Origin of the sequence: Curtobacterium sp. MCLR17_058 (genome assembly GCF_003234705.2) — a bacterium.
GTDB classification, from domain to species: Bacteria; Actinomycetota; Actinomycetes; order Actinomycetales; family Microbacteriaceae; genus Curtobacterium; species Curtobacterium flaccumfaciens.
Genome location: NZ_CP126262.1, coordinates 2306988 through 2322701 on the forward strand (window position 1 = coordinate 2306988; position 15714 = coordinate 2322701).

Annotated in this window: 15 protein-coding genes and 1 other RNA gene; 6 read left to right on the plus strand and 10 right to left on the minus strand. The window is 70.5% G+C overall.

The window, feature by feature from the left end:
- The first annotated feature begins 298 nt into the window (after positions 1–298).
- From glmS to DEJ11_RS10940, 4 genes are all read left to right on the plus strand, one after another.
- Entirely contained in the window at positions 299–2113 is a 1815-nt protein-coding gene (gene glmS, locus DEJ11_RS10925; protein ID WP_071406356.1) for a glutamine--fructose-6-phosphate transaminase (isomerizing), read from the plus strand.
- Between the two features lie 163 nt (positions 2114–2276).
- Positions 2277–2990 (plus strand): M50 family metallopeptidase, encoded by a 714-nt coding sequence (locus DEJ11_RS10930; RefSeq protein ID WP_181433267.1) that lies wholly within the window; start codon positions 2277–2279, stop codon positions 2988–2990.
- A gap of 88 nt (positions 2991–3078) precedes the next feature.
- Positions 3079–4464 carry an O-acetylhomoserine aminocarboxypropyltransferase/cysteine synthase family protein gene (locus DEJ11_RS10935; protein WP_111047055.1) on the plus strand — a complete coding sequence of 462 codons (1386 nt, stop codon included), beginning with the start codon at positions 3079–3081 and terminating at the stop codon, positions 4462–4464.
- Positions 4465–5781 (plus strand): LLM class flavin-dependent oxidoreductase, encoded by a 1317-nt coding sequence (locus DEJ11_RS10940; RefSeq protein ID WP_111103443.1) that lies wholly within the window; start codon positions 4465–4467, stop codon positions 5779–5781.
- Positions 5782–5797: 16 nt separating this feature from the next.
- On the opposite strand, the gene DEJ11_RS10945 is transcribed toward DEJ11_RS10940, so the two are convergent.
- The 8 genes from DEJ11_RS10945 to DEJ11_RS10980 all read right to left on the minus strand — a co-directional run bounded on the left by DEJ11_RS10945 (position 5798) and on the right by DEJ11_RS10980 (position 12692).
- A complete protein-coding gene (locus DEJ11_RS10945; RefSeq protein ID WP_111103444.1) occupies positions 5798–6682 on the minus strand; it encodes a hypothetical protein in 885 nt (294 codons plus the stop codon).
- Positions 6683–6844: 162 nt separating this feature from the next.
- Positions 6845–7221, minus strand: a transfer-messenger RNA (tmRNA) gene (ssrA, locus tag DEJ11_RS10950).
- A 95-nt stretch (positions 7222–7316) separates the two neighbouring features.
- Positions 7317–7793 (minus strand): SsrA-binding protein SmpB, encoded by a 477-nt coding sequence (gene smpB / locus DEJ11_RS10955; RefSeq protein ID WP_027465851.1) that lies wholly within the window; start codon positions 7791–7793, stop codon positions 7317–7319.
- A 130-nt stretch (positions 7794–7923) separates the two neighbouring features.
- Positions 7924–8838: a permease-like cell division protein FtsX gene (gene ftsX, locus DEJ11_RS10960; RefSeq protein ID WP_027465852.1), complete on the minus strand. Its 915-nt coding sequence runs from the start codon at positions 8836–8838 to the stop codon at positions 7924–7926.
- Entirely contained in the window at positions 8835–9590 is a 756-nt protein-coding gene (gene ftsE / locus DEJ11_RS10965; RefSeq protein WP_017888215.1) for a cell division ATP-binding protein FtsE, read from the minus strand. The genes ftsX and ftsE overlap by 4 nt, the downstream gene beginning before the upstream one ends.
- A gap of 61 nt (positions 9591–9651) precedes the next feature.
- Positions 9652–10761: a peptide chain release factor 2 gene (gene prfB, locus DEJ11_RS10970; protein WP_071244840.1), complete on the minus strand. Its 1110-nt coding sequence runs from the start codon at positions 10759–10761 to the stop codon at positions 9652–9654.
- Positions 10762–10806: 45 nt separating this feature from the next.
- Positions 10807–11802, minus strand: a complete 996-nt coding sequence (locus tag DEJ11_RS10975; protein ID WP_111087810.1) for a Gfo/Idh/MocA family oxidoreductase — start codon at positions 11800–11802, stop codon at positions 10807–10809.
- Between the two features lie 2 nt (positions 11803–11804).
- Positions 11805–12692: a sugar phosphate isomerase/epimerase family protein gene (locus DEJ11_RS10980; RefSeq protein WP_111054730.1), complete on the minus strand. Its 888-nt coding sequence runs from the start codon at positions 12690–12692 to the stop codon at positions 11805–11807.
- A gap of 68 nt (positions 12693–12760) precedes the next feature.
- On the opposite strand from DEJ11_RS10980, the gene DEJ11_RS10985 reads away from it, so the two are divergent.
- The gene (locus tag DEJ11_RS10985; RefSeq protein ID WP_111087809.1) at positions 12761–13783 is read left to right on the plus strand and encodes a LacI family DNA-binding transcriptional regulator; all 1023 of its coding nucleotides are present in this window, start codon (positions 12761–12763) and stop codon (positions 13781–13783) included.
- 143 nt (positions 13784–13926) lie between these two features.
- On the opposite strand, the gene DEJ11_RS10990 is transcribed toward DEJ11_RS10985, so the two are convergent.
- Positions 13927–14421, minus strand: coding sequence for a GNAT family N-acetyltransferase (locus DEJ11_RS10990; RefSeq protein WP_209050578.1), 495 nt, complete (start codon positions 14419–14421; stop codon positions 13927–13929).
- 151 nt (positions 14422–14572) lie between these two features.
- Between DEJ11_RS10990 and DEJ11_RS10995 the strand changes: the two genes are divergently transcribed.
- A complete protein-coding gene (locus DEJ11_RS10995) occupies positions 14573–15208 on the plus strand; it encodes a hypothetical protein (RefSeq protein ID WP_111103445.1) in 636 nt (211 codons plus the stop codon).
- On the opposite strand, the gene DEJ11_RS11000 is transcribed toward DEJ11_RS10995, so the two are convergent.
- On the minus strand, positions 15201–15698 hold the full coding sequence (locus tag DEJ11_RS11000) for a hypothetical protein (RefSeq protein WP_111103446.1): 498 nt from the start codon (positions 15696–15698) through the stop codon (positions 15201–15203). The two genes, DEJ11_RS10995 and DEJ11_RS11000, sit on opposite strands and share 8 nt — an antisense overlap.
- Between the last annotated feature and the right edge of the window lie 16 nt (positions 15699–15714).

Here is a 15714-nt window from a genome sequence, read left to right on the forward strand (position 1 = left end):
CCCGCACGCGGGGAACCGCAAGAGCGTCCGACGGGTGTTGCCGTGTGGTCGGCGGCGGGTGAGGCTTCTCCTGCACCGACCGCCGTGCCCCTCCCCCGGGGGCCAGCCCGCGGTACCCCGTCCGGTACCCGAACCCCTCGGCCCAACGACACCGACGTCCGTCCTCGCCTGATCCGAGGACGGGCGTCGGTTCCCGGGCCGGGAGGCCCCGGACGCGCGGCAGACCCGACGGCGGTCGGTGCCGCACCAGTCCCACCTCCCCGTTCCACCCACCCTCGTTCCCCCGAAGGGACAGCCGATGTGCGGCATCATCGCGGCCCGCGTGTCTGACGACGCGACCCCCTACCTGCTCGACGGACTCGAACGACTCGAGTACCGCGGGTACGACTCCGCCGGCATCGCCGTCCGGACGGCCGTCGGCCGCACCGAGACGATCCGCTCGGTCTCCCGCGTCGGCGACCTGCGCACCCTCGTCGCTGCACGCTCCGGTGACGCGCTCACCGGCGTCGGCATCGGCCACACCCGCTGGGCCACGCACGGTGCCGTGCGCGAGGCGAACGCGCACCCACACGCCGACTGCACCGGCCGGATCTCGATCGTGCACAACGGCATCGTCGAGAACGCGGACCGGCTGCGCCAGACGCTCGAGGCGCAGGGGCACCGCTTCCGGTCCGACGTCGACTCCGAGGTCATCGCGCACCTGGTCGAGCGGGCGCTGGCGGTCGACCCGGACCTGATGCTCGCGGTGCAGATCGCGACGGCGCAGCTCGAGGGCTCGTGGGCGATCGTGGTCCTGGACGCCCGGGACGGCCGCATGGTCGTGGCGGCGGACCGTTCGCCGCTCGTCGTCGCCCGCTCCGGCCGCGGCGACTTCGTGGCGAGCGACATCGGCGCGATCGCCGAGTGGTGCGAGACGTTCGTGGCGCTGCGCGACGGCGACGTCGTCGAGCTCGGTGAGGCCTGGACCTGGTCGTCCGACGGCATCACGGTGCCCGTGCCGTTCCCCACGCCGTCCCCGTTCGCCGCCGCAGCACTCGACCTCGGCGACCACACCGACCACATGGCGAAGGAGATCGACGAGCAGGCCGACGTCGTCGCGACGATCCTGGACCGGGTGACCCGCCGCACCGCCGACGGCAGCATGTGGGTGGGCCTCGGCCTGGCCGGCTTCCACCGGCTGGCGATCGTCGCCTGCGGTACGTCGCTCAACGCCGGCCAGGTGATCGCGACCGCACTGCGCGGGATCGGTGGTGTGCCGACCGACATCGTCGTCGCGAGCGAGGCCGACCAGGCCGTGCTCGGTCCGGGAACCCTGGTCGTCGCGATCAGCCAGTCCGGTGAGACGGCCGACGTGCTCCGTGCCCTGGACCGGTTCGAGGACCGCCACCCGGTGCTCGCGCTGACGAACAACATGCACTCCTCGCTCGCTCGACGGGCCGACGCCGTGCTGGACTGCCACGCCGGCCCGGAGATCGGGGTCGCGGCCACGAAGACGTTCACGGCGCAGGTCGTGGTGGGCGTCGCGGCGATGATCTCGGCGATGGTGGCGTCCGGCCGCATCGAACCGTCGCGCGCCCAGGTGCTCGTCGACGAGCTGCTCGACCTGCCGGCCCGGATCGAGCACGCCGCGCGGGTGTCCGCCGAGCGGATGCCGCTGCTGGTGTCGAGCGTCAAGGAGGCGACCGGGTTCCTGTTCCTCGGCCGCGGTGCCGGACTGCCGTACGCCGCCGAGGGCGCCCTGAAGCTCAAGGAGCTCAGCTACCGCTGGGCCGAGGCCTACCCCGCCGGCGAACTCAAGCACGGGCCGCTCGCGCTGGTGGACGACGGCACCCCGGTGGTCGTCATCGATCACGGTGAGCCGAAGATCCAGTCGGCGATCGCCGAGGTCCGGGCACGCGGTGGCTTCGTCATCACGATCGGCGGCGAGTCGGCGGACATCCCCGCGCTCGGCCGCCGTGGCACCGGCGACCTGGCCTGGGGTGCGATGACCGCGCCGTGGGGTCCGCTCGAGGCCGTCGTGCCACTGCAGATGCTCGCGCGGGAACTGGCCCTGCAGCTCGGGTGCGACGTCGACAAACCCCGGAACCTCGCGAAGTCGGTGACGGTCGAATAGCCGGGCGCCGACGCGTGAACCGCCTGACGGTCTTCCTCGCCGTCCTCACCGCCCTGGCGATCGCCGGCACCGTGGTCCTGGTCACGGTGGTGCTGACGACGCCCGGGCTCTCCTGACGCCGGTCCCGCAGGGTCTTCCTGGGCGGGGCTGCGATGCTGGTCACTTGACCACCGCAGCCCCGCCCCTCGTCTTCGTCGCGCTCCTCGTCGGCGCCGTCCTGCCGTTCGTGCCGTTCGTCGGCCGCGTGGCCCGCATCGCCGCGACCATCGCGCACGAGGTCGGGCACGCGATCGTCGTCGTGCCGTTCGGCGGGCGGATCCAGCGGATCGAGCTGCACCCGGACGGGTCCGGCGAGGCCTGGGTCCAGCTCGGCCGGGTGCCCGGCGGCATCCGGTGGCTCGTCCGGATCCTGAACCTGTACGCCGGGTACAGCGCACCCCTGTGGGCGGGGGTGCTCCTGGTCACCGGGGTGCTGCACGGCTCCCGCTGGCTGCCCGTGGTGGTGCTCGCGGTCATCGGGCTCGTGGCGCTGGCGTTCGTCCGGAACTGGTTCGGCCTGCTCGTCGTGCTCGGCTTCGACGCGCTCGCCCTGTGGGTGGCCGTCCGCCCGTCCGAGGCCACCGTCCTGGTGGTCGCCGCCGTCGGGGCGTTCTTCGTCGTCGACGGCCTGCGCTCGGTGGTGCAGGTCGGCCGCTGGCTGGTCACCGGCGCCCGGGTGCAGACCGACTTCCACATCGCCGCGGCCGAGATGCGGGTGCCGGCGTCCCTGTGGTTCGTGCTGTTCGTCGCCGTGAACGCCGTCGCGGTGTGGCTGGCGCGCGAGCCGCTGCTCCAGGTCTGGGACACCGTCGTCGCCGGGGTCCGCGCGCTCGTCTGAGGCTGTGCGCGCGTAACCGGGGGCCGCAATCGCCTCTCCGCACCGAGGGGCTGCGAGGCTACCGCCAGACGACCCCCGGAGGTGTCCCATGGCGACCGACGACCACGGCTTCGCGACCGAGCAGGTACACGGCGGCTTCGTGCCCGACACCGGGCACGGCGCCCGGGTCCCCGCGATCCACATGTCCTCCGGGTTCCTGTTCGACGACTTCGACCAGGCCCGCGACCGCTTCGCCGACACCGATGACGGCTACACCTACACGCGCCTCGGCAACCCCACGAACGCCGACGTCGAGCGTCGCGTGGCGCTGCTCGAACGCGGTGTCCAGGCGATCCTGGTCGGCAGCGGTCAGGCTGCGGCGACCGTGGCGTTCCTCGGCCTGCTGCAGGCCGGCGACCACGTCGTCAGCGCCCGGAGCATCTACGAGGGCACGCGCGGGCTGCTGCTGCAGAACCTCGGCCGGCTCGGCATCGAGGTCGACTTCGTCACCGATGCCCGCGACCTCGACGCCTGGGCCGCCGCGGTCCGACCGAACACGAAGGCGTTCTTCGCCGAGACGATCCCGAACCCGAAGAACGACGTCCTCGACATCACCGGTGTCGCCGAGACCGCACACCGCGCCGGCGTCCCGCTGATCGTCGACAACACCCTCGCCACGCCGTACGTGGTGCGCCCGGTCGAGCACGGTGCGGACATCGTCGTGCACTCGGCGTCGAAGTTCCTCTCCGGGCACGGCGCCGGACTCGGCGGCGTGGTCGTCGACGGCGGCCGCTTCGACTGGTCCGCCGCCCCCGAGCGCTGGACCCACCTGACCAGCCCCGAACGGTCCCTCGGCGGCGAGAGCTACGTCGACCGGTACGGCAACCGGGCCTTCGCCGTGTTCGCCCGCGACGTCGTCGCCGCACGCATCGGCCCGGCGCCGTCGCCGTTCAACGCGTTCCTGCTCCGCCAGGGCATCGAGACGCTGTCACTGCGGGTGGAACGCCACTGCGCGAACGCGCTGGCCGTCGCGTCCTGGCTGGACCAGCAGCCGGAGGTGACGAGCGTCGACCACGCGGGCCTGGCCTCCAGTCCGTTCCACGACCTCGCCCAGCGCTACCTGCCCCGCGGGGCCGGGTCCGTCTTCGCCTTCACGCTCGCCGGTGGCGAAGCCGCCGCGCGGGCGTTCATCGACGCCGTGCAGCTGTTCAGCCGGATGACCCACCTGGGCGACGTCCGCTCGCTGATCCTGCACCCGGCCACCACCACGCATGCCGGCCGCACGCCGGAAGAGCGAGCCGAGCAGGGCATCGACGACGGCCTGATCCGGCTGTCGGTCGGCATCGAGGACGTCGCGGACCTGCTCCGCGACCTGGAACGCGGGCTCGTCGCGGTGCGGTCCGCAGACGCCGCCGCCGGCCTGGAGGCACGTGGAGCGTCCGACGCGCAGCGCACGGCAGTCGGTGGGCCGGCCCTCGACCGGCAGGAGCGCTGAATGGCCGAGCTGCAGCACTTCGGGTACTTCTTCTCGCGCGGCTTCGGCCCGCAGGCCTGGGGCCGGTCCGACTGGGACTGGGGCCACGACTGGACGAAGCCGGACCTGTACCAGGAGTCCGTCCGGACGCTCGAGCAGGCCGGCATGGACCTGGTGATCGCCGAGGACGCCGTCTCGCTCGGCTCCCCCACGACCCTCGACCTGCGCATCCGGCAGGCGTACGGCGGCCCGAAGCACGACCCGCTGCTGCTCGCCCCGTACCTGTTCGCCGCCACCTCGCACATCGGCATCGCGCCGACCGTCAACGCGGGGATCACCCCGCCGTACCTGGCGGCACGGCAGTTCGCGACCCTGGCGCACCTGTCCTCGGACCGGCTGGGCATCAACGTCGTCACCGACGTCGGCAGCGCACGCCACGCCGGCCTGCCGCCGCTGCCGCACGACCAGGCGTACGACCGCGCCGAGGAGTGGATCACGCTGCTCCGCCGGCTCTGGCACTCGTGGGGCGACGCGTACGTCGGCGCACCGGACTCGTGGCACTTCGCGGACGGCGACGCGCTCGACGCGTTCCACCACGAGGGCGCCCACTTCACCGCCGACGGTCCGCTCAACGCCCTGCCGCTGGCGTCGGACCCCGTGGTCGTCTCCCCCGGCGGCTCGGGCCGAGGGCTCGCGTTCGCCGGCACCCACTCGGACGTGCAGCTCGCACTCGCGCCGCTGTCCGCCGCCGCGGTGACGGACTACCGCGCCCGGGTGATCGCGGCAGCCGAGGCCGCAGGGCGGTCCACCGCGGACCTGCGGATCCTGTTCGTGCTCAAGCCCGTGATCGTGTCCTCACCGGAGGAGGCCGACCGCATCGTCGCGGCGTCCGAACACCCCACCGACGACGCGCTGCGTGCGGCGGCGATCGCGTGGTCGAGCGACTCCGAGACCGACTTGCTCGCGCTCGACCTGGATGCCCCGGTGCCCGACGGGACCTTCGGGGAGCACGTCTCGGCCGGCACGATCCGCGGGCTGCTCGGGGACACCCCGGACGCACCGCTGCGGGAGCTCCTGACCCGCAAGGCGCGGCAGGGGCGGATCGCGCCGGGGTCCGGATCGCGGTCCGGGTTCGTCGGGACGGCGGACGAGTTCGCGGACTTCATCGAGGAGCTCGGCAGCGACGCCGACAACGACGGGATCATCTTCTCGGGCGACCTGCACCCGGCGCAGATCCACCGGATGTTCGGCGACCTGGTGCCCGTGCTCCGGCGCCGAGGGCTCCTGCGACGGGAGTACGGCGCCGGAGGGATCCGGGCGAACCTGTTCGACTTCTAGCGGGGGCTGCTGCGAGCTACTTCTTCTTCTTGGACTTCTTCTTCGCGTCGTCGTCCTTCTTCGACTTCTTCTTGCCGTTGTCGTCCTTCTTCGACTTCTTCTTGCCGTCGTCGTCCTTCTTGGACTTCTTCTTGCCGTCGTCGTCCTTCTTCGACTTCTTCTTGCCGTCGTCCTTCTTCGACTTCGCCTTGCTCGCACCCGTCGGCAGCGGCAGGACGGCCGACACGGCCTCCGGCTCCGCCTGCGCGACGTGAGCGTCGGCGTCGGCGTCGCTGGCCGCAGCCTCGGTCTCCGGCGACTCCACCCCGTCGATCGGCTCGACGACCACGGCCGAGCCGGTGTCCAGCTCGACGTCGACCGCGTGCTCCTCGAGCACCGGTGCCAGGGCGTCGGCGACCCGCTCGACCGTCAGCACCGCGTCCGCCTCGGCGAGCCGGAGCAGGGCCTGCGCGGTCCGCACCCGGGTGGTCGCCTTGCGCGCGAGGACGTCCGACCGTGCCCCCTCGAGGAACGTGCGCAGGGCGCGTTCCACGGCAGAGCGTCCGCGCGGTGCCGCGCGGTCGAGCCGATCGAGTTCCCCGGCGACCCCGGAGACGTCGTCGGCGACGTGCTCGTGGCGGACCGACTCGATGAGCGCGGCGAGGGCAGCGGCGGCACGTTCGACCCCGGCGGAGCGCTGGTCGAGCACGACGAGCATCTCGACCACCGAGCCGTACGTGACGGTCTCGAGCCGCACCGGTTCGGCACCGCGGCCACGCACGACCAGGCGGGTGTCGGGGTTCGGCAGCCAAGCGGCGAGGGCGGCGACCGTGGCGACGGAGCCCACGATCCGCTCGTACTCGCTGAGCACCACTCGTTCCTGCTCCCGCAGACGGACACGGATCGCGATCTCCTGCACCACGTGCTGACCTCTCGTTCGGGTTCGACGCGAGCGTGTTCTGCGCGCCTGCTCCGGAGCGTAGTCCTCGGACGTGGCGGAACAGCGAACGCCCCGGCACTGTCCAGGGGACGGTGCCGGGGCGTTCAGGTGGCGCAGCGTGACAGCGGTTCGTCGTTCGGCGAATGGTGGAGATGGGGGGAATCGAACCCCCGTCCATCGCTGCAATTCGACGTCTTCTACGGGCGTATCCGGATAGTTCGTTCTGCTCGGCCCCGTCCTTTGCTACCGGCTTCTAGGACGACGGGCCCAGTCTCAGTGCAAGTCCCGCACGGCCCTGAGGCGCAACCGTGCAGCAAGTCCTCTGGATGACGTCGGGATCAGGTTAGAAGACGGTCACCTGGCCGACGGACTTCATGTGCTGGGCTGCTTACGCAGCGAGAGCGAAGTCAGTGCGCTTGGAATTGGCACTTGTTGTTTTCCACGGATCGTTTACGAGATAACCGTGGGTCCTCGGCCCGCTTCCCGTCGGCACACAGGCAATGTCGAAACCGATCATCCCCATGCGGGCCGGACGTGCGAGCCGCTGTCACGCTGTTGAGTTGCCAATGCCCCTGTCGGAGCAGTCCCTCAGTCTAGCCGAGGAGGTGCGTCGGCGCTACTCTCCGACGCGGTTCCGGGTGCGCATGGCCCGCTCGGCCTCACGCTTGTCGGTCTTCTCGCGCAGCGCCTGGCGCTTGTCGAACTCGCGCTTGCCCTTCGCGACGGCGATCTCGATCTTGGCCCGACCGTCGTGGAAGTAGATCTGCAGCGGCACGAGGGTGTAGCCGCCCTGCGCCGTCTTGTGCGAGATCTTCACGATCTGCTGCTTGTGCAGGAGCAGCTTGCGCTTCCGCCGCGGCGAGTGGTTGTTCCACGTGCCCTCGGTGTACTCCGGGATGTGCACGGCGTCGATCCACGCTTCGCCACCGTCGATGTAGGCGTACCCGTCGACCAGGGACGCGCGCCCCATCCGCAGGGACTTCACCTCGGTGCCGGACAGGACCATGCCCGCTTCGTACGTGTCCTCGATGAGGTAGTCGTGCCGGGCGCGACGGTTCGTCGCGACGATCTTCTCCCCGCGTTCCTTCGCCATGACGACTCCTCTCGATGGTGACCGGTGCAGTGCGCTGCGCGGGTGGTTCCGCGCAGCCCTACAGACTACTCAACACGAAGCGGGCGGCGCACCTTCCCGGCGCGCCGCCCGCTCGCGGATGCTGTGTGCGTCAGACCTTCAGGTACCGGCGGATGGCGATCGACGCCGACGCCGCGGCGAGGAGCACCCCGATCACGATCACCGCGGGGACCACGATGGCCGCGTCCCCCATGCCGATGAACGCCGTGCCGGTGAAGCGCTCCGCCAGGAAGTTCCGGACGAAGAACCAGACCACGGCGGTGATGGCGCCACCGGCGAGGACGGCTCCGATGGCGGCGGCGATCACCCCCTCGAGCACGAACGGTGTCTGGATGAACCGGTTCGATGCACCGACGAGCCGCATGATGCCGAGCTCTCGCCGTCGACTGAACGCCGACAGGCGGATCGTCGTCGCGATGAGCAGCACCGCCGCCACGAGCATGAGCGCCGCGATGCCGATCGCCGTGTACGACGACGCGTTGAGCAGGTTGAAGATCGGCTGCAGGTACCCGCGTTGATCGACGACGCTCTGCACGCCGGCGACCTTCGACAGGCTCTCGACCAGGACGTCTGCCTGCGACGGGTTCTTCAGGTTCACCCAGAAGGTCTCGTTCAGGTACTCCGGCTTGACGAACTCCGTCGCGGCCGAGTCCTTGAACTGCTCCTTGAACCGGGTGAAGGCCTGGTCCTGGTTCTCGTAGTAGGTCTTCTCGATGTACGGCTTGAGCGTCGACGAGTCGAGCTGCGCCTGGACCTGCTCGCGCTGGTCGGCGGTGGCCTTCGCGCCGGTGCAGTTGCCCGTGGTGTCGGTGTCGGTGCACAGGTAGACGGCGACCTGCGCCCGGTCGTACCAGTACCCCTTCATCTGGTTGATCTGCATCTGGAGCAGGATCGCCGTGCCGACGAAGGTCAGGGAGATGAAGGTCACGAGGACGACGGAGACGACCATCGACGCATTGCGCCGCAGGCCCGAGCCGACCTCGGACATGACGAGCCCGAGCCTCATCGGATGAGCCCCGGGATCGTCTGGATGCCGGTGGTGTTGGACACGGTGCCTCGCTGGATCGGGACGGCCTGGGTCTGGTAGCCGCCGGACTGTTCGTCGCGCAGGACGGTGCCGTTCGAGAGCTCGATGACCCGCCGCTGCATCTGGTTCACGATGCTGGCGTCGTGCGTCGCCATCAGCACGGTGGTGCCTCCCTGGTTGATGCGTTCGAGGAGCGCCATGATGCCGGCGGACGTCGTGGGGTCCAGGTTCCCGGTGGGCTCGTCGGCCAGCAGGATCGCCGGCTTGTTCACGACGGCGCGGGCGATGGCCACACGCTGCTGCTCACCACCGGAGAGTTCGTGCGGCATGCGAGTGGCCTTGCCGGCGAGCCCGACGAGCTTCAGCACGTCGGTCACGGCCTCGCTGATGAAGCCCTTGCTCTTGCCGATGACCTGCAGCGAGAACGCCACGTTGTCGAACACGTTCTTGTTCGGCAGCAGACGGAAGTCTTGGAAGACCACCCCGAGGTTGCGGCGGAAGTACGGGACCTTCCGCGATGCCAGGGACCCGAGGCGCTGCCCGAGCACGTGGATCTGCCCGCTCGTGGGCTTCTCCTCCTTGAGCACGAGGCGCAGGAAGCTGGACTTGCCGGAACCGGACGCGCCCACGAGGAACACGAACTCGCCCTTGAGGATCTCGAGGGTGAGGTTGTCGAGCGCCGGACTCGGGTTGCCCGAGTAGACCTTGGTGACCTGGTCGAATTTGATCATGACCGGATCAGGGTAGGTCGCCCCGCTTGGAAAGCAAGCGAGGCGCGCGGCTCAGGAACCCCTACTCGGCAGCGGATTGCTTGCGCCAGCGGATGCCCGCGTTGATGAAGCCGTCCAGATCGCCGTCGAACACGGCTGAGGGGTTGTTCACCTCGTGCTCCGTCCGGAGGTCCTTGACCATCTGGTACGGCGCCAGGACGTAGGAGCGGATCTGGTCGCCCCAGCTCGCCGTGATGTTGCCGGCGAGTTCCTTCTTCTTCGCGTTCTCCTCTTCCTTCTTCAGGAGGAGCAGGCGCGACTGCAGCACGCGCATGGCGGCCGCACGGTTCTGGATCTGCGACTTCTCGTTCTGCATCGAGACGACGGTGCCGGTCGGGATGTGCGTCAGGCGCACCGCGGAGTCGGTCGTGTTGACGGACTGGCCGCCGGGGCCCGACGAGCGGAACACGTCGACGCGGATGTCGTTCTCGGGGATGTCGATGACGGCGGTCTCCGGCATGAGCGGGATGACCTCGACCGCGGCGAAGGACGTCTGGCGCTTGCCGGCGGCACCGAACGGCGACATCCGGACGAGGCGGTGGGTGCCGGCCTCGACCGACAGCGTGCCGAACGCGTGCGGGGCGTCGATCTCGAACGTCGCGGACTTGATGCCCGCTTCTTCGGCGTACGAGGTGTCCATCACGGTGGTCTTGAAGTTGTGCTGCTCAGCGTACCGGAGGTACATGCGGAGGAGCATCTCGGCGAAGTCCGCCGCGTCGACACCGCCCGCGCCGGCGCGGATCGTGATGACCGCCGGACGGTCGTCGTACTCGCCGTCGAGGAGCGTCTGCACCTCGAAGTCACCGATCATCTTCTGGATCGCCTTGAGCTCGGCGAGCGCTTCGTCGGCGGACTCCTGGTCGTCGCCCTCGTTCGCCATCTCGACCAGCACCTCGAGGTCGTCGATGCGCTGCTCGGTGTCGGTGATCTTCTTCAGCTCCGACTGGCGGTGCGAGAGCGCGCTCGTCACCTGCTGCGCGTGGTCGACGTCGTCCCAGAGGTCCTGGGCCCCGGCCTGCTCGCTGAGGTCGGCGATCTCACGCTGCAGGCGGTCGACGTCGACCACTGAGCGGATGTTGCCGAAGGTCTCGCGAAGGGCGGAGAGCTGCTCGGTGAAGTCCAGTTCGACCATGGTCATCGATCCTACCGGCGCGAGTCCGACTCGGCCGACCGGGGGTCAGTAGTCGATGTGCTCCGTCCGTCCCGACGACAGGGCACGAGTGGCCGCCTCGGCGATGGCCTGGGCCCTGAGCCCGTCCTCCAGGGAGACCGGCGGCTCGGATCCGGACTCGAGCGACGCGACGAAGGCGGCGAGCGTCGCGGCGTAGGTGGGCTGCACACGCTCGAACCAGCCGTCGTGGAGTCCGTCCGCGACGATCTGCCCATCGGTGTAACGAGCGACGTTCCCGCGGTGGTTCCGCCGCGACTCGACGAGTCCGGACGATCCCATGACCTCGATGCGCTCGTCGTAGCCGTAACCGGTGCGCCGCACGCTGTCGATCTGCACGAGCGCGCCGGAGGGCATCGTGAGGGTCGTGACCGATGTGTCCACGTCGCCGAACTCGCGGATGGCCGGGTCGACGAGCGCCGAACCCGCCACCGCGACCGTCACCGGATCCTCGCCGGTGATCCACCGCACGAGGTCGAAGAAGTGCACGGTCTGGTCGCGGAGCTGGCCGCCGGAGACCCGCAGGTAGTCGAGCGGCGGCAGGGACGGGCCACGGGAGCTGAGCTGGACGAGTTCGACCGCACCGATCTCCCCCGTGGCGACGATCCGTTGCAGCTCGGCGTGGTCACGGTCCCACCGCCGGTTGAAGTCGAGCATCGCCGGCACGCCGCTGGCACGCACGTGCTCCACCACCGCGACCGCGTCGGCGTACCCGGCAGCGATGGGTTTCTCGCAGAGCACGGCGATCCCGGCGTCGGCGGCAGCGTGCAGGTGCTGCGCGTGGGTGTCGGTGGAGGAAGCGACGAAGACCGCGTCGACCTGCGCCGCATCGAACGCCTCGTCCTGGGTGAGCGCCCGCGTGCCGTGCCGTGCCGCCAGCGATGCAGCGCGGTCACGGTCGACGTCGTGGATCCCCACGAACTCGACGTCGGGGTGCGCTGCGAGGGACGCGGCGTGCACGGCGCCGATGAAGCCGGCACCGACGAGTGCGAAGCGTTGCGTCATGATCAGCCCACCAGGATCGCGGTCAGGTCGTGCATGGTGCGTGCGACGACGGCGGGATCCTGTTCGTTCGCCCGGTCGGAGAACATCTCGGTGACCCACCATCCGTCGTACCCGGTGGCCTTGATCGCGTCGACCCACTGCTGCAGCGGGATCGCACCGCCACCGATGACGACGTTCCGGTGGACGGCTTGGTCGGGAACCGTCCGGTCGCGGTCCAGGTCGAACCCGTCCGACAGGTGGACGGCCTTGATGATGGACGCGGGCAGCGCTCGGACCTCGGCCAGCGTGTCCCCGGTCGTCCAGAAGTGCCAGGTGTCGAGTGCGATCCCCACGTTGTCGCGCCCGGCCTCCTCGATGATGTCCAGCGCGTGCCGGCATCGGTTGAGGTGCGCCCAGGCGAGGGGCTCCAGGTAGACCTCGAGCCCGTGGTCCGCGGCGATGTCCGCCGCCAGACGGACGTTCGCACCGGTGATGCGGACCGCTGCGTCCTCGTCGAGTCCGAGCGTCGCCCGGTACCGGGTGTCGTCGTCGGCCAGCCGACCAGCGCGGTGGTCACGGACGACGGCGGAATCGACCGGCCCGGTGCACAGCTGCACGATGGGCGCACCGACGGCGGTCGCCACACCGCACATGCGCTCGACCTCCGCGATGAAGTCGTCGCGACCGGCACCTTGACGCTCGATGTCGAGCACGGCACCGAGCCCCGTCACTTCGAGACCCTCGAGCAGTGGCGGCAGTGTCTGCACGTCGTAGCCGGCATCGAGGTACCGGTAGAGCTTCGGGCTCTGCAGCTCGATGCCGCCGTAGCCGGCTTCCTTCGCGAGGCGGACGTCCTGGACGACGTTGCCGTGGAACGTCGTCGTGACGTTCATGGAGATCTTCGGGGGCATCTGCGCTCGCTTCGTTGGACAGCACTGGAACAAACTGGACCGGTCCAGAATAGGACTAGCCTGCTCTCATGTCGAGACCGCACCACGCTCCGACCATCCGGGACGTCGCCGAGCGCGCCGGGGTCTCGAAGTCGCTGGTCTCACTCGCGCTCCGCGGCGACCCAGGAGTCAGCGACGCCCGTCGGGCGGCCGTCGAACGAGCAGTCGACGAACTCGGCTACCGACCGAACCGCGCAGCGAGGAGCCTCGGCGAGCAGCGGACGGGCACGGTCGGAGTGCTCCTGAACGACCTGCGGAACCCCTGGTTCGTCGACCTGCTCGCCGGACTCACCGCGACGCTCGACACCGTCGGACTGGCACCCATCCTGGTCGACTCGGCGACCACACGGCGCGTGGGCGGTTCGCCCGTGGACATGCTCCTGCGACAACAGGTGGACGGCATCGTCGTGGTCGGCACCACAGAGGACGACGCCGCGCTCCGTCGGGCGGTCCAGGAGGTCCCGGTGGTCCTCGCCGGGACGTACGAGCCTGACGACCTGCACGCCGACGTGGTCGTGAACGACGACCATGCCGGCTCTTCGATCGCGACAGAGCACCTCCTCGCGCTCGGACACACCCGGATCGGTCACCTCGTCGGCCCGGGGCGCGTCGGAGAGCTCCGCGAGCAGGGTTTCCGCGCGACCATGACCCGCCACGGTGCCGACGCCGTCGTGGTGCCGGCCGGCATGAGCGAGGAGAGCGGGTACGCGGCGGCCCGACGAGTCCTGGGCACGGCCGACCGTCCGACCGCGCTCGTGGCCTACAACGACCTCGTCGCCATCGGCGCGTTGTCCGCGGCCGACGACCTCGGCCTCGTCGTCCCGGACGACGTGTCCCTCGTCGGGTACGACGACACCTACCTCGGCAGCATCCGGCACATCTCGCTCACCACGGTCGACAACGGGACGTTCGCCATCGGGGCCCAGGCGGCACGGTGGCTCGGTGAACGCGTGCAGGGGCGAGACCCGGAGCCGCGCGTGCACCGAGTACCGGTGTCACTCGTGGTGCGGCGCACCACGAGCGGTCCGAGACCGACGGACGGCGACCGCTGACGACGACGTCGCCGACGGTCCCGGGTCCCAGCGCGCCCGCCTGTCCGGCGCGCACCCGGAAGGCCGACCGGGAGGCCCGGCGCAGGTCCGTCCCGCTTGTCGCGGTCTTCCTCCGCACGCCTCGCACACCCGCCCCGGCCCCGTCATCCGGGCCTCCGGTGCGACCTGGCGATCGCGTACCGTCGCAGCCGCACGCCACCGCGGCGCTCGGTCGACAGCAGGACGGCGTCGTAGTGCTCCAGCACCCCGATGGAGCCGTCGTTGTCATCGCGGCAGACGGCGACCACCGGGTCGATCCCGACGCGCGATGCGTGCGCGAGCACCTGGCCCAGCGCCCAGGTCGCCACGCCTCGGCCCCGCGCCGAGGGACGGATCCCGTACCCGACGTGGCCGAACCGCTGCACGCCGGCCGCGTCTCCCGGCGCCCGGAGTGCGATCCCGCCCAGGACGCGGCCGTCCTCGACGATCCACCAGAGGGCCCCGGGTCTGGCGTGCAGTCGGCCGACCCAGGTGCGGAACCCGTCCTCGTCGCCGACGTCGTCCTGGGCGGTGATCCCGAATCCGTCCTCGTGCACACCCGGCCCCCACTCGGCATGCGCTTCGGCCCACGCCTCGTACAACGCCGTCTGCGGCCTCACCAACTCGAGCATGTCCAAGTATCACAACGAAGCGGGTCGGTGGCGATCCCCTCGTGCGGATTCGACCGCAGTCGCTTCCGGGGTCGCACGCGCGACCCGCACCGACCGTGACCCGTAGAGTCGAGAGACTCTCGACGTCAGGACCCGAACGATGACCAGCCCCGCAACCGACCCAGCCGGAGCCGAGCGGTGGGCAGCCGCCGCCCGGCTCGCCGACGGCCAGAGTGACGACGGGCTCCGCCGCCGCCGGACCCGCGTGTTCGTGTGGGCGGGGGCACTCGTCCTGGTGTCGTGGGCGGTCGGGGTGGTCCTGGCACTGGTGCTGGTGCCGGCCACCGGGAGCAACCACGCGAGTGGCGACGGTGGCGTGCAGCTGCTCGTCCAACTCGTGCTGTTGCTGCTCGGGCTGGTCGTCGGCATCGTCGGTTTCGTGTGGGCCTACCGCTCCGGTCACTACGTCACGCGCTGGCGATCGGTGAGCAGCCCGCTCTCCCGCGCGGAGCAGCGGTCGGTGCGGCGTCAGATCGCCGGCAAGGAGCCGATCGACGACGAGCACGCGGACATCGTCGCCGCGGTGGCCGCGCAGAACCGTCGAGCCACGCTCGGGATCCTGCCGATCTTCGGCGCCGTGATGCTGTTCGCCGCCTCGACGGCGGTGAGCACGGACAGTCTGCCCATCAAGCTGATCGAGCTCGTCGCGTCGTTCGCGGTGGTGCTCGGGCTCGTGCAACTGGCCGTGCAGTACCGACGAGCCGGGCGGTTCCTCTCGGAGCGCCCCGTCAGCTGACGTCGTCCGGCTGGCCGCCCGCACCGCTCGACCGTCGGCGGCGTCGGCTCCTCAGGACCAGCAGGAGACCGACCAAGGACGCGGCGCTCCCGAGGAACACCCCCGCCCCGACCCACGTCGTGACGGACGTGCCGTGCCCGAAGAGCGCGTTGATGAGCATGCCGAGTCCGACAGCCACGCCGGTGAGCAACACCGCGCAGGTCGGTTCGAGCCACGGAGGCGACAGGAGCGACCGTCGGTCGACCGGGAGGCCGCGGTCCAGTCGAGCACGCGCAGCTCGCTCGCGGTCCTGGATCGTGATCCCGATCATCGGCCCCCAGAACGCCACCGTGGCCTGGCTGCCGCCGGGATCGACCAGGATCAGGATCGCCAGCGTCGCCACCGCACCGCCGAGGTACCACCAGGGGAAGACCCGACGGATCGGGACGGCCCAGCGGCTGTCCCGCCGGGTGCCGTTCCGCGGACGGTGCTCAGCGCCACTCGTGACCACGGTCAGCTCTCCCAGC

Bases quoted from the DNA above. Each gene is read 5' to 3' on its own strand.
- glmS (WP_071406356.1), top strand. From the start codon at position 299: ATGTGCGGCATCATCGCGGCCCGCGTGTCTGACGACGCGACCCCCTAC.
- DEJ11_RS10935 (WP_111047055.1), top strand. From the start codon at position 3,079: ATGGCGACCGACGACCACGGCTTCGCGACCGAGCAGGTACACGGCGGC.
- DEJ11_RS10940 (WP_111103443.1), top strand. From the start codon at position 4,465: ATGGCCGAGCTGCAGCACTTCGGGTACTTCTTCTCGCGCGGCTTCGGC.
- smpB (WP_027465851.1), bottom strand. From the start codon at position 7,793: ATGGCGAAGGAACGCGGGGAGAAGATCGTCGCGACGAACCGTCGCGCC.
- ftsX (WP_027465852.1), bottom strand. From the start codon at position 8,838: ATGAGGCTCGGGCTCGTCATGTCCGAGGTCGGCTCGGGCCTGCGGCGC.
- ftsE (WP_017888215.1), bottom strand. From the start codon at position 9,590: ATGATCAAATTCGACCAGGTCACCAAGGTCTACTCGGGCAACCCGAGT.
- prfB (WP_071244840.1), bottom strand. From the start codon at position 10,761: ATGGTCGAACTGGACTTCACCGAGCAGCTCTCCGCCCTTCGCGAGACC.
- DEJ11_RS10975 (WP_111087810.1), bottom strand. From the start codon at position 11,802: ATGACGCAACGCTTCGCACTCGTCGGTGCCGGCTTCATCGGCGCCGTG.
- DEJ11_RS10980 (WP_111054730.1), bottom strand. From the start codon at position 12,692: ATGCCCCCGAAGATCTCCATGAACGTCACGACGACGTTCCACGGCAAC.
- DEJ11_RS10985 (WP_111087809.1), top strand. From the start codon at position 12,761: ATGTCGAGACCGCACCACGCTCCGACCATCCGGGACGTCGCCGAGCGC.
- DEJ11_RS10995 (WP_111103445.1), top strand. From the start codon at position 14,573: ATGACCAGCCCCGCAACCGACCCAGCCGGAGCCGAGCGGTGGGCAGCC.